Origin of the sequence: Flavobacterium sp. FlaQc-49 (genome assembly GCF_044005985.1) — a bacterium.
Taxonomy (GTDB): Bacteria; Bacteroidota; Bacteroidia; order Flavobacteriales; family Flavobacteriaceae; genus Flavobacterium; species Flavobacterium cupriresistens.
The window spans coordinates 595,603-611,919 of the sequence record NZ_JBIPCS010000001.1 but is presented as its reverse complement, the minus strand read 5'-3'; the positions used below and the strand labels follow the sequence as shown (position 1 = coordinate 611,919).

Annotated in this window: 1 protein-coding gene; it reads left to right on the top strand. The window is 35.6% G+C overall.

The window, feature by feature from the left end; all coding sequences use genetic code 11:
• Positions 1-21: 21 nt before the first annotated feature.
• Positions 22-16,314 carry an SDR family NAD(P)-dependent oxidoreductase gene (locus ACHRV3_RS02200; protein WP_395434375.1) on the top strand — a complete coding sequence of 5,431 codons (16,293 nt, stop codon included), beginning with the start codon at positions 22-24 and terminating at the stop codon, positions 16,312-16,314.
• The last annotated feature ends 3 nt before the right edge of the window (positions 16,315-16,317 follow it).

The window sequence follows — 16,317 nt, the reverse complement described above, 5'->3', positions numbered from 1 at the left end:
CACTAATCGAAACAAATAATTATGATTAAGATTAATAAAAATAAAAAAGTGACTTTGGTGCAGGAAAGTACACTTTTAACGCCTCAAATTCCAAATTTAACTTTATATAAAAAGGATCTGGTTGCCGAGAATGATTTTAAAGAAGATTGTGCTCTGGCCGTATTGCAAATAGTAATGCGAATGGGAATTGAATCCTTGCGTGCAAATACAATTGAAGAATGGCGAAAAGAATTAAATATCATTCCTCAATATGATTCTCTATTTCAAACGATTATTAAAGAACTCGAGAAAATATCCTATATCCAAATTACGAATCAAAGCGTAATTGTACCAAAAGATATTGAAGAAAGAGCGGCCTCCTTTTCTCTGCACAATAAGCTATTAAAAGCAAAAAAAGAGGCAAATAGTCATCATAGTTATTACGCATTATTGAATCAAACGATTGGTGCTTTTGAGGAAATTTTGATTGGAAAGACGAAAGCTACTGATGTATTGTTTCCAGAAGGAAATTCCAGATTGGTAAGCGCTATCTATAATGGCGATTACAGATCTAATTATTTCAATTCAATAGTGGCATCAATTGTAGAAAATACAGTCAGAAACTATGAAGGAACTAATCAAAAAATAAACATCTTAGAAGTAGGAGGAGGTACAGGAGGAACAACGGTGCGTATTCTGGAAAAGTTAAAAAAATATGGCAATCAGGTAAAATATACTTTTACAGATGTTTCTCAAAGTTTTTTAATTGAAGCAGTAGAAAAATTTGAAGACATCATACCTTATTTTGAAACTAAGAGATTTGATATTACCCAATCTGCAGCAATGCAGGATATCGCAATGGGCAAATATGATATTGTGATAGGAGCCAATGTTGTTCATGCTACCGCCAATATTGCTGAAACACTTAAGAATATAAAACCAATTCTTAAGAAAGACGGGATTCTGATTATGAATGAGTTGAATGCATTGGAAATGTTTACGACATTAACATTCGGTTTGCTTTTTGACTGGTGGAATCATGAAGATAAAGAATTACGAATTTCAGGTAGTCCGGCATTAACTTTCGATAAATGGAAACAAGTATTGTCTGAAGTTGGTTTTGTTGATTGTGATGTATATCCCAAACAAGAAGATATTCCACAACAAATAATAATAGCCAGGAGTAATGGCAGAGTATTAATTGATAAACAACAACCGGAGGAATTCTCTAAAACGGCAACAGAAGAAATAGTAAAAGAGGTTATACCAAGCTCCTTAAACACGGCAATAGATTTAAATGATTTTCAACAGAAATTAATTGCTATTGCGGCAGGAACTATCAAACTTCCGGTAACCGCTTTTAAGAAAGAAAAGCCATTTTCAGATTATGGTTTTGATTCCATTTTAGGGCTTACACTGATCAAAAACATTAATAAAACCCTCGAGATAACGCTGGATGTTACGGCTATATTCAATTATCCAACTATTCCGGTATTGGCTCAGCATATACTAGATATACGCCCCGAGTTACTGGATGAAAAAAAGAAAATAGCAGTACAAGTACTTGAACCGATTACTGAAAAAGAGGTCGAAGAACCAAGTTTCTCGAAAATTGACAATAAGCAAGAAAAGGATAAAATTGCTATCATCGGAATGAGTGGGCAATTTGGGAAAGCAAATGATCTTGAGGAGTTTTGGGAAGTTCTAAAAAATGGAAAAAGTCTTGTAGAAGAAGTTCCTGAAGATAGATGGGATGTTGGATTGCATTTTGACGAAAATCCAAAAGCCAAACAGAAAACTTATAGCAAATGGGGAAGTTTTTTAAGAGACATAGATAAGTTTGATCCGGAATTTTTTAAGATATCCGGTAAAGAAGCAGAAAACATGGATCCGCAACAGCGCCTATTTTTGCAACATTGTTGGAAAGCGTTGGAAGATGCAGCAATTGATCCAAATACTTTGCACGATTCTAAGTGTGGTGTCTATGTTGGTGCAACAGATGGAGATTATTACAAAACCTATTTAGAAGAAGCAAATGAAGCTTCTGCATTTTGGGGAATTTCGGGTTCTATATTGGCAGCGCGTATTTCATATTTTCTTAATTTGAAAGGAGCTGCTGTAGCAATAGACACAGCATGTTCCAGTTCATTGGTAGCAATGGATATGGGATGTAAAAGTTTATTGACAAAAGAAACAGATCTTATTATAACCGGAGGAATTTCATTATCTGTAACGCCAGAGTTTTACAAACTAAGCAGTATGGCAGGAATGTTATCTCCCGATGGTCAGTGTTATACTTTTGATGAAAGAGCAAATGGATTTGTACCCGGTGAAGGTGTAGGCGTACTTATTATGAAACGATTGGAAGATGCTATAAGAGATGGTGATCCCATTTATGCTGTAGTACAAGGAATTCTTACCAATCAGGATGGAGCAACCAACGGAATTACGGCTCCAAGTGTGCTATCTCAACAAGACATTCAAAAGGAAGTTTTTAATAGATATGAAATTAATCCTGAGACAATTACTTATGTAGAAGCTCATGGGACAGGAACAAAACTGGGCGATCCTATAGAATTGCAAGCTCTTAAAACATCTTTCAGGGCGCATACATCCAAAGTAAATTATTGCGGGATTGGTAGTGTAAAAACAAATCTAGGACATACACTTAGAGCGGCAGGAATGGCAGGTATTATTAAAGTATTGTTAGCCATGAAAAACAAGCAATTACCTCCATCAATTAATTATAAAAACCTTAACCAACACATTCAATTAAAAGATAGCCCTTTCATTATTCAGGAGAAATTAACTTCTTGGGATAGCAAAACACCCAAACGAGCTTCGGTAAGTAGTTTTGGAATTAGTGGCACAAATGCATTTGTTGTTTTAGAAGAGTATGTACAAAAAAATAGCCTTTCGGAGGCCAGTGATGAACCAATACTAATAGTTTTATCTGCACTAAATGAAGAAAGTTTAAAGAAAAAAGTAACGCAACTGGTTCATTTTATTAAAAAAGAAGAGAACTTAAACCTTCATGATATAGCCTATACATTGCAGATAGGCAGAAAAGTAATGGAGTGCCGTAAAGCTTTTGTTGTAAGTCATATAGAAGAATTAACAGATCAATTGCAACAGTTTACTCAAGAGGAAACGGTTAGTTCTTACAGAAAGGATAATGAAGTTAATGAAGCTGAAATTCAACGAGCCATTCATAAGAAGCAATATACTGAACTGGCAAAATACTGGGAACAAGGAAATACTATAGATTGGTTGCGTTTGTACACTGTACAGCAACCTAGAAAGATTCATTTACCTACCTATATTTTTGCAAAAGAGTCCTATTGGATAACGCCCAAAACAGAAATAGTATCATCTAATGTAAAAACATTACATCCATTAGTACATGAAAATATATCAGATTTTGAATCACAAAAATTTTCATCTTATTTAACAGGAAGAGAATCGATCCTATCAGATCATATAGTGCAAGGAAAAAAGGTACTTCCGGGAGTTGCCTATGTAGAGATGGCAAGGGAAGCATTACAACGAAGTGGATTAAATGTAGTACCTGGTTTCTCGGATATAAAATGGTTGCAACCCATAGAGATAAATAAAGAGTCAGTCCGGATTGAAACTGAAGTTTATGCAAATGCAGAAGGCACTTTTATCGAAATTAGGAGTATAAAAAATGAGGAAGTTACCATTCATTTTCAAGCCAGTTTAGAAGAAAATCAAAAAACAACAGCGCTTGGTTATAGAGATATATCCGCTATAAAAGAGCAAAGTAGTACATCATATACAAGTGATCAATGTTATCAAATTTTTGGAACAAAAGGAATTAATTATGGAGATAGTTTACAACTCATAAATTCTGTTCATGTTCTAAAAGAGGAAGTACTTACAAGTATTGCAGTTTTTGATAAAAGTGAATTTAAACTTCCAGTTGAAAAATTAGATAATGCACTTCAGACAGCTGCATTATTATGGTTGCAAGATTCTGATGCGCTGGCTTTACCTTATTCTATTGAAAAAATTTCATGGTATAATTTAGAAGAAGAAATTAAATACTGCTATGCCTATTATTCGGATAAGGAAAAAAAGAAAAGTTTTGAAGTTGAACTATTAAGTGCATCAGGAGAAATTGTTATAGCACTATCAGGATATAAAATGATGCCAGTCTTAAAAATTAAGCCTAGTACAGCACAAACCTATTTATATGAATCGATATGGCAGCCAAAGATAAGCACACGTAACAGAGCAGATTTTTCTATTTTATCTACCGAGTTTATAGTTGTAGGTGATTTTCCTAAAGTCGAATTAGCGGGCACTATAACAAGAATTACGGATCGTGAAGAAAGGATCTTATTTTCTGTTGTTTTTGATAAAGTTAAGCAAGCTATGACGTCCAGAACTCCGGTACGTTTTGTCATTATTTATGATGATAAGACCGAACATGAAGTACAGTTTTTATCAGGATTATTAAGAACCGCTGCAATTGAAAACCCTAAGGTTTTATGGAAATGTATAGGTATTGATTTAGATAAAAACAGCAATGCAGAACAACTATCGAAAATTATTACGGAGGAATTAAATGAAAGAGAAACAATAGTCCGATATCAGGATTTAAAACGAGAAGTAAAAGCAATCGTACCAATTGCACCACCACTAACCGAGTCTAATGAAAATATCAAGTTCATTCCAGGCGGAGTTTATATCATTACAGGTGGTATGGGTGGCATTGGAAAAATGCTGATAGAATACCTTTTTGATACCTATAGTGATATTAAAATTATGGCTTGCGGGAGGTCTGTTTTAAATTCAAATAATCAGGAATATGTAAAATCGTTCAAGAACCTGACCTATTACCGTTGCGACATTACGGATAAGTTAGCCACTCAACAATTAATTGATGAGGTACAAAACCAATACGGTAAACTAAACGCAATTATTCATGCAGCAGGTAGTATTAATGACAATTTTATTCAGCAAAAAAATAGTGGTGAAGCATTAGAAGTTTTAGAAGTAAAAACCAAAGGGATACGTAATCTTCATGAAACTACACAGCATATTTCGTTAGATTTCATGATGGTATTTTCATCATTAGCTGCTGTTTTAGGAAATTCAGGACAAGCAGATTATGCTGCAGCAAATGAATATTTAAGAGATTTTGCAAAATTCAGAAATAAAGAAGTAGCACAACAAAGAGCTTTTGGTAAAACAATAAGTATAGCATGGCCATTATGGGATAGTAGTGGAATGCAAATAAATGATGAAAGCAGGAAATCGCTGGAAAAGAAACTGAACATCGTTCCTCTACCACAAGAAGAAGGAATATATTGGTTAGAAAAATTATTGGGCAGCACGGCAGAATCAGTAGTCTTGCATTATGGAAAAGCGCCTTTACCCGAAATATTTTTATCGGATTTAAAAGAAGTGCCGGAAAGTAGTGTAGCTATAAAAAATGAAAATGTAACGGAAGAATTAACGGAAGAAAGTTTAAAAGAAGTTACCTACGAATATCTCGTGGGGATTTTAGCCGAAGAACTGCGTTTTCCGGTTAGTAAATTTAAAATTACAGATACTTTTGAAAAATACGGTTTAGATTCTATAATGATGACGAGTCTCACTAGTCGTTTAGAAGAAACGTTTCCGAACATTCCGAAGACCTTATTTTTTGAGTTTTTAACCATAGAAGAATTGGTTATGTTCTTTGTTGAGGAATATTCAAATGAGCTAAATGCCATAGACAGCAGTAAAAAAATACCGGTTGACATAAAAGAACAAATTAGTATTCCATCAGAAATAAAGGCAACTTTTAAAAAAGCAGTACCGCATAAGTTTGTGCAACTTTCAGAAACGAGACAAGACGATACAATAAAGCGTACCGATGTGGCTATTGTAGGATTAAGCGGTAGATATCCACAAGCAGATTCGATAGAAGAATTCTGGGAAAATCTTAAAATAGGGAAAGATTGCATCACAGAGATTCCTGAAGACAGATGGAATATAGAGGGATTTTTTGATACAGAAAAAGGAAAATCAGGACGTAGCTATAGTAAGTGGGGAGGTTTTGTAAATGATATGGATAAGTTTGATTCATTATTTTTTAATATAACACCTTTAGAGGCTGAGCAAATAGATCCACAAGAACGTTTGTTTTTGCAAATAGCTTGGGAAACAGTAGAAGATGCAGGATATACTAATGAAACTTTAAAAAGGAATCCTTATACAGGAGAACAAGACGGAAAAGTAGGGGTATATGTTGGAGTTATGTACCAAGAGTACCAGTTATACGGAGTAGAAGAAACAGTAAAAGGAAACCCAACAACACTTAGAGGAAGTTCAAGTAGTATAGCCAATAGAGTTTCGTACGTTTTTGATCTTCATGGACCTAGTTTGTCTCTGGACACGATGTGTTCTTCGTCAAGTACAGCTATTCATTTAGCATGCAAAGCCATACAAGAAGGAGAAATCAGTATGGCTATTGCAGGAGGAGTAAACTTGAGTGTACATCCTAATAAATATTTGATGCTTAGCGATGGCGGTTTTGCCAGTAGCAAAGGAAAATGTGAGAGTTTTGGACAAGGTGGAGATGGTTATGTTCCCGGAGAAGGTGTTGGTGCTATTTTGTTAAAATCTCTTGAGCAAGCCGAAAAAGATGGAGATCATATTTATGGAGTAATTAAAGGATCTGCATTAAATCATGGAGGAAGAACGACAGGATATACGGTTCCAAATCCTAAGGCGCAAACAGCAGTAATTAGGGAAGCTATTAAAAAAGCGAATATCAAACCGGAGTCTATTTCTTATATCGAAGCACATGGTACAGGAACTAGTTTAGGAGACCCGATAGAAATTGTAGGGCTAAAAAATGCATTAGAAAGAACAACTGCAAATAAATGCCGTATAGGTTCTGTAAAATCTAATATTGGACATTGCGAATCGGCAGCAGGTATTTCTGGAATTACTAAAGTATTGTTGCAACTTAAATACAAACAGTTGGTTCCATCCATTCATTCGTCTCTATTAAACCCTAATATACAGTTTGATCAAACTGCCTTTTTAGTTCAGCAAGAATTAGAACCTTGGTCCGATCAAGACGAAACATTGTTAACTGCAGGTATTAGCAGTTTTGGTGCAGGAGGAAGCAATGCACATATCCTCATACAAGAGTATCCGAAAACGGAGAGAACTACTGATTTTGGTAAAGAACCGGTCATAATAGTTTTGTCGGCTAAAAACAAAAATAGATTAAAAGCTTATGCCGGTCGATTATTAAGTTATATAGAAAAAACTCCGGAAGCTTTACAAAATATAGCGTATACTTTGCAGATTGGTAGAGAAGCTATGTCAGAACGATTGGCAATAGTGACCAGTTCTAAAGAAGAGCTGGTGCAACAATTAGAGAATTTTGTTAAAAATGATGTGCGTTTAGCAGAAGATATTTTTACGGCTAATAGTAAAGATGAAAGCAATGATTTTCTCCTAAAAGGTAAAGCTGGCGCCGCATATATTAAAGAAGCTATTCAAGAAAAAGAAATAGCATCTATAGCGCAACTATGGACAAAAGGAGTTGAAATAAAATGGGAATTACTGAATTCGGGTAATAGTCCTTTACAAAGAATAAGTGTGCCTACCTATCCTTTTGCTAAAGAAAGGTATTGGGTACAAACAACAAATACTGCTGTAAAACACGAATCAGTTTCTAAACTGCATCAATTACTTCATACGAATGAATCAGATTTTGAAGCTCAGAAATTTGCGAGTGTTTTTACAGGAACAGAATGGTTTTTAGAAGATCATCTTGTTCAAAACGAAAAAGTAATTGCAGGTGTAGCCTATCTGGAAATGGCCAGGGAAGCGATAGAGAGAAGTACACATCAAAAAGTAACACAATTTCAGGACGTAACATGGTTGCATCCTATTAAAGTATTAGAACAACCCAAAAAAGTTGTTATTAGACTGGAACCTTCCGGTGAGCAGATTAGATATGTGGTATATTCTAAAGACCAAGAAGAAGAATATATTCATGGTCAGGGAATTGTAACTACAAGGGCTCAAGAAGAACCTAAACCCTATGATTTGATAACGATCAAATCCCGTACTAATCAGACAGCCTCTGAGTCAGAATGTTATAAAATGTTTAGCGCCCTTGGGTTTGGATATGGAGAAAGGTTTCAAGGTATAAAAGAGTTGTACTATAATGATACAGAAGCACTAGCCAAAATTACATTGCCACAACATGGGGACATGACCTTAGATCCCGGAGTATTAGATAGTACGCTTCAGGCATGTTTAGCATGGCTACTGTTAAAAGATGAAGGTAAAATGCCATTGTCTATCCCATTTAGCGTAGGTAAAGTAACGGTTTATAAAGAGATTACATTTCCGGTATGGTCGTATGCAAGGTTTAGCCCGAATGCTAACCCAAAAGCAACTATACCTAAATGTGATATGGATTTATTAAACGACAAAGGTGAGGTTGTGGTAAGTTTTAAAGACTTTGTCATTTTACCGTACGATGGAGGATTTCTAAATAAAAATTCAAGAAAAGAATCCGTAGCGACAGAAATTTATGATTACCAATGGGAAGCAACTGAACTGGAAAAAACGTATGCGCATACTACAGATTACAATGATGTGATTTTAGCTGGGGCTACTCAAAATTTGGTACAACAATTTAGCCGGGAATTTGAAGGAAATGTATATAGTGTAGACGAAGAAATAGAAGAATCCTATTTTCTGAAAATACTGGAGCTTCTCAGAAACAGAATGTCACAAAAACAACGAGGGCAATTTTCGGTGCTTATAAATGACACAGATTATGATAAGTATGGATTTATTATAGGCATGTTGAAATCGGCTTCAAAAGAAAATCCAAGAGTTAAAACTAAATTTATTTCTATAGCATCTATGAATGTTAAGACAGGAAATGAATTAGTGCAAATTTTGAAAAACGAAAATCTTGATGAACAGGCAGAAGTACGTTATCTAAACGGAACCAGAGCAGTAAAGAGCGCTAGCTCAGTACCTCAAAATCAAATTTCTGATCTTAGGATAAAAGAAGGAGGTGTTTATTTGATTACTGGTGGTGCAGGAGGAATCGGAAGTGTTTTTGCAGAACATATTGCCAAAACCCAAGGAACGCAACTTATACTTACAGGTAGAAGAACTAATAATGATACAATCCGGAAGTATACTGAAAGCTTACCAAATGCGCAATATTACGCATGTGATGTTACTAAGTACGAAGACGTAGAAAACGTAATACAAACTATTTTAACAGATTACAAAAAAATAGATGGGATTATTCACTGTGCAGGTATTGGTCTGGCCAGTACAATTATAGAGAAAACAGAAACAGAAATCTATAAGGTATTGCCACCAAAAATTGCAGGAGTAAAAAATTTAGACAAGGCATTACAAAATGAAACAATAGATTTTATGATGTATTGCTCCTCTATTTCGTCAGTATTAGGTGATATAGGACTGTCAGACTATGCTGCCGCTAATGCCTATATGGACCATTTTGCAAAAAAACGAAATCGTTTAGTTAAAGACGGTAAACGTAAAGGAACTACGATTTCTGTGAATTGGGGATTATGGGAAACTGGCGGAATGCAGGCAAATGCGGAGAATATAGAATTTTTATCCAAACAATGGGGCATGTTTCCTTTACCGGAAGCAGAAGGAGCAAAAGCATTGGATAAAGTACTGCAACTGGCAAATGAACAAACAATTATTGTTTATGGTTCTAAAAATAAACTGGACAAAACCTTTGGAGTTAAAGCGAACAGTGTAGTCGCTATAGATAAAAAAGAGACTTTAGGAGAATCGGCAGTAGACTTAAGTGCAATTGCTTATGAGAAAATAGTCGAAATATTTAAGAAAGAATTAAAATTAAAAGAAGAGCACATTCAAACTGAATTGCCTTTTGAAGAATATGGAATCGATTCTATGTTAGTGGTAAAGCTAACCAATAGATTGAGCGATATTTTTGATAACGTTTCGGTATCCTTACTGTTTGAATATCAGACAATAGATCAGCTTGTATCCTATTTTGTTAAAGAACATTCAGATACTTTACAAACATTAAATACGGCAAAAGGCACTCATGAAGTTCCTGTTCAGATGGATAAAGTAATTAGAAATGAAGCATTTTCTATACTTGAAGCAAAGGAACACAAGCGCTTTATGCAACCTAAATTAGTTCCGGTTATCAAAAAGGAAGAAATAAAAAGTGACGATATAGCCATAATCGGATTGAGTGGAATCTATCCCGGAGCAAATGATATTGCTGAGTTTTGGGAGAATCTTAAAGCTGGTAAAGACAGTATTACAGAGATACCGGAAGAACGATGGAATATTGAGGAGTTTTATAATGAACAGAAAGGAAAAAAAGGAACAAGTTATAGCAAATGGGGTGGTTTTATTAATGATATAGATAAGTTCGACCCCTTGTTTTTTAATATTTCGCCACGCGAAGCTTCAATGATGGATCCGCAAGAACGGTTGTTTTTGCAAACGGCCTGGCATGCGATTGAAGATGCAGGTTATACCAAAATGAAATTACAAAATATAGGAAAAAAATCGGCTACAGATACAGGTGGTAATGTAGGTGTTTTTGTTGGAGTTATGTATGAAGAATATCAATTGTTCGGAATAGAAGAAAGACTCAAAGGTAATTTTATTGCTCCAACCGGAAATGCCAGTAGTATAGCCAATAGAGTTTCTTATTTTTTAGACCTTCACGGGCCGAGTATGGCAGTAGCAACGATGTGTTCTTCATCGCTAATTGCGATTCAGATGGCTTGCGAAAATATACATTTAGGGAACTGTGAAGCAGCTATAGCCGGAGGTGTTAATTTAAGTATACATCCCGGGAAATATTTAATGTTGAGTGATTTACATCTGGTTTCAGAAAAAGGGAAATGTGAAACTTTTGGAGAAGGAGGAGATGGTTATGTGCCTTCAGAAGGAGTTGGCGCAATCATGTTAAAATCATTGGCAAAAGCAAAACAAGACGGAGATCAAATTTATGGAGTCATTAAAGGTGGCGCTATAAACCACGGCGGAAAAGTAAACGGATATACCGTACCTAATCCTAATGCTCAGGCAGCGGTAATTCTGCAAGCAATGGATAGGGCCGGAGTTTCGCCTGAAGCCTATAGTTATATTGAGGCCCATGGTACAGGAACCAAATTAGGAGACCCTATTGAGATTGCCGGACTCAAAAAAGCATTTACAGGTACAACAAATCAATTTTGCAAAATAGGTTCTGTAAAATCGAATATTGGACATAGTGAGGCAGCAGCAGGGATATCCGGGGTTACCAAGGTGCTTTTGCAACTTAGGAATAAACAACTCGTTCCGTCATTACATTCTAAGAAGTTAAATACCAATATCGATTTTGAAAATAGCCCTTTTCAAGTACAGCAAGAATTAGAAGACTGGATTACGTTAGATGGCAGACCAAGACTAGCCGGAATAAGCAGTTTTGGAGCGGGAGGCACCAATGTACATCTTGTGATTGAAGAATATAAAAAAGATTCGCAGAATTTTCTTGACTCACAAGAACCTGTTATCATTCCACTATCGGCTAAAAACAGTGTTCAATTAAAAGAACATGCTCAAAAAATAAGTCAATTTCTGGAAGAGAATATTGAGGTCCTAACGATTAATGATGTCGCTTATACCTTGCAAATCGGTAGAGAAGCCATGGAGAGCAGAGTAGCTTTTATTGTTGCAAATACAGAACAATTAATTACAAAACTAAAGCAATATTTAGAAGATCCTGTAGCAGGAATAGTGGGCGAAATAGAGACAAAGAAGTTGATGGCTTATTCAAAAATAAGCAATGCAGTTGAAGAAGCTTTAATACAAAAAGATCAAACAGCTTTAGCAACTTTATGGGCTCAGGGAGAACGTATTGATTGGAATCAATTATACGATAAAATGCCGACTGTTATTAGTCTCCCTAATTATCCATTTGCCAAAGATTATTGTTGGTTTAAGCCAAAAGATGCGACTGAGTTTACAGCAATAAAAAAGGAACATCCACTGGTACATCAACAAGCCAATAAAGCAGATAGTTCTCGATTTATAAGTAAATATTCCGGTACCGAACAATTTCTGTCAGAACATGTACTGCATACTGAAAAAATCTTACCGGGTGTAGCGTATCTGGAGATAGCAAGAGTTTCGGGCGGACGCTATACAGACCAAAAAATAGCTCAATTAAGAGATGTATTCTGGATGTCACCGCTACAAGTTAATGGACACTCCAAATCAATAGTTACAGAATTACAAACAGTAAATAAAGAAATTACGTTTGCAGTTAAAGATCAGGAACAAGAAAATATCATCTTAAGCCAAGGTAAGATTAGTTCCGTATTTACAGAGGAAATAGAGAAATTGGATATACGATTAATTGGTAATCGATTAGGAGATGTTCTGGATAAAGAGGCCTATTATAGCCTATTCAAAGAACTCGGATTTCATTATGGAACGAGTTTTCAAGGGATAGAATATATCCGATATTCCGGAAACGAAGCCTTAGCCAAAATTAGCATCAATCAAGATCTTTCAGACAATTACTGGACTGTTCAAGCAATGGATAGTGCCTTGCAAACTTGTTTAGGAATTCATCTTAAAGGAAATACAAGAGAATTACCATTATCAATCCCATTTAGCGTTAAAGAGGTAAATATTTACAAAGAATTACCCTCAGAGTTTTGGTCTTATGTAACGATAAGAGAACAAAGTGAAGAAAAAAATACACCGATACACTATGATGTAAAATTAATAGATGGTAGTGGTGAAGTGATCATGAGTTTTATCGATTTTGTAACGCTACCTTTTGTTAGCCAAGAACAAGCTGCATCGAATAAAATAGAGGGGTATACGCAATTATATTCTTATGACTGGAAATCAAAACCAATCACAGAGAAGGTAATAAGTAATGCGAACAGAAATTATGAAGTTATTTTGGCCGGTGCAACATCAGAAATGGCCGAACGATTAACAGATGAGTTAGAAATCGAGGTAACAAGCATACAAAGTCAGAACGAAGAAGAGTTCTTTAGAATTATTCTAGATCGTGTTAAACAGCATTTAGTCAATAAAAAAGAACAGCATTTCCTAATACTATTTGAAGAGCAAGAAGCCTTGTCCTATAGTTTTGTTTCGGGAATATTGAAATCGGCAAACAAAGAAAACCCAATAATCTCAGGAAAAACAATAGCTGTCGACCAAATTTCTGTAGCGAATATAGACCTTCTTTGCAAGATTATAAACGAAGAAAGAACCACAGAAGAGGCTGAAGTTCAGTATATAAACAACAATCGGGAAGTCAGAGAAATAGGAATCTATAACAAAGTATCCGATCAGAATGCAATTGTTATTAAACCCAATGGGGTCTATATCATAACAGGAGGAGCTGGAGGATTGGGGATGATTTTTGCAAACTATTTGAATCAATTCAAAAATACGAAGCTCTTTTTAATCGGAAGGAGCGAATTATCTCCCGAAAAGAAAAGTAAGATCAAGTTATTAAACAAGGCAAAGTATATCCGTTGTGATGTTACCGACCGAGCAGCTATTTCAGTAGTGATCAATGAAATTCTTAGGGAAGAAGGACAAATTAATGGAATTATTCATAATGCAGGAATAGGAACAGCCAGTCAGATAATAAAAAAGACTCCCGAAGAAATACATAAAGTATTGGCGCCAAAAATTGATGCAACCAGAATTTTGGATGAAGTAACGCAACAATTATCGTTAGATTTTATGATGTATATATCTTCTATTTCTGCCATTATGGGAGATATAGGATTAGCGGACTATGCCTCTGCCAATGCTTATATGGATGCTTATGCAGTACACAGAAATCAATTGGTAAAAGAAGGAAAACGCTCAGGAAAGTCTATTACGATTAATTGGGGATTATGGCAAGAGGGCGGACTGCAAATAAATGAAGAAAGCCGGAAATATTTAGAGCATTATTGGGCAATGCTGCCGTTGCCTACAGCCGAGGGACTCAAGGCATTATCTTATATATTTAAAGAAGCACCTTCGCAAGTAATGGTTGTATATGAGAAAGCATCTAAGCTTTTAGAAAAGAAAGCGCATAAAAAGACAGCACCCGTTGCGAATACTTTTGGTATTACAAAGGAGGCTTGTGTAAGATATTTCAGAAATCTGATTGGCGAAGAGTTGCAAATAGAACCGGAAAGAATTGGTTTAACAACACCATTTGAAACGTATGGAATGGATTCTATTCGTATCGTGAAACTGACGAATAAATTAAATGAAGATTTTGAAGACGTCTCGAATACCTTGTTTTTTGAGAACCCGACTCTAGACGATTTAGCCCTATACTTCATGAAGAATTATTCTGATTCGATGCTGAAACTCACAGAAAATCAGGAAGAAAATCAAGTAATTGCAGAAGACAAAATAGAAGCTTTTTACACTAATAAAGAAGAAAAACAGCAACAAGAAACTAATTACAGCTCTATTGAGGAACCAATTGCAATTATTGGTGTAGCAGGAAAATACCCCGGAGCCAATACGTTGGAAGAATTTTGGGAGAACTTAAAAACAGGTAGAGATAGTATTACGGAAATTCCGGAAGACAGGTGGAATACCGAATTATTTTTTGATCGAGAAAAAGGCAAAGAAGGAAAGACGTATAGTAAGTGGGGTGGTTTTGTAGAAGATGTAGACAAATTTGATCCTATTTTTTTTAATATATCACCCAAAGAAGCTGAGTTAATGGATCCGCAAGAGCGTTTGTTTTTGCAAACGGCCTGGAATACAGTAGAAGATGCAGGATATACTCCGGAAGACCTGAATCAAAAAGTAGGTGTTTTTGTTGGTGTAATGTATAGTGAGTATGCTATGTTTGGTATAGATACGATGCACGAGGGGCAGTTTGCGACACCAAAAGGAATTCATAGCAGTATTGCTAACAGGGTTTCTTATGTAATGAATTTTGAGGGACCAAGTATGGCTATCGACACCATGTGTTCTTCTTCTGTCACCGCTATACATTTAGCTTGTGAGAGTCTCCGAAAAGGCGAATGTACAACCGCAATTGCTGGTGGAGTTAATCTTAATTTGCATCCGTACAAATATCTCTCGCTCAGTAGTGCAGGTTTTGTATCCAGCGAAGGAAAATGCGCTGCTTTTGGCGAAGGAGCAGACGGGTATGTTCCTGGTGAAGGTGTTGGAGCGGTACTTTTAAAACCGCTATCGGAAGCGATAAAAGATAAGGATCAAATTTATGGAGTAATCCGATCGACAACAATTAATCATGGCGGAAGATCTAATGGGTTTCATGTGCCTAATCCTAATGCGCAAGCCAAAGTTATTCAAAAAGCAATTCAAAAGGCAGGAATACAATCCTCGTCGTTACAGTATATAGAAGCTCATGGTACAGGTACAAGTTTAGGAGACCCGATAGAAATAGCAGGCTTGACTCAGGCTTTAAACTTAGACCATAATGTCACTTGCAAAATAGGATCTGTAAAATCGAATATTGGGCATTGCGAGTCTGCAGCCGGAATTTCGGGATTAACAAAAATTTTACTTCAATTTAAGTATAAACAAATTGCCCCTTCGATTCATAGCAATATCCTGAATAAGAATATTCAATTTAACGAAAGTCCATTTGAAGTTCAGCAAGAATTAACAGATTGGATCATTACAGATACAGAAAAAAGAAGAGCAGGTTTAAGCAGCTTTGGAGCAGGAGGAAGTAACGCACATGTTATACTCGAAGAATACCAAAGAAATGATGATAGAGATAGAGCTGAGACGGCGTCGGTACTCATTGTTTTATCGGCTAAGAATACAGAACGTTTAAAACAGAAAGCAGAAGAGCTTATTAAATTTTTAGACGAAGTGGAAACTATTTCTTTAACTGATTTAGCCTATACACTACAAGTAGGAAGAGTTGCTATGGAAACCAGATTAAGTATAGAAGTTACCTCTGTAAAATCACTCAGGAAGGAACTTCATAACTACCTGCAAGATCAATTTTCGGGGCATCAAAGAAGCTTGAAAAGTTACGAGTTAAATACAACAGATAATATAAGCATTTTGTATAAAAGAGCTTTAGAGAATAAGGATCTGAATGAACTGGCAAAATTATGGATTCAAGGAGAATATATTGCCTGGGAAAAGTTATATGATAACAATACACAGCCTAAGCGAGTAAGTCTCCCAACCTATCCATTTGTAAAGAAGAGGTATTGGATACCGGAAATCTCTGAGAAATTTGAGAAAAGAGAAAAGGTATCAAAAGTAATACATCCATTATTTCAAAATTAAGCA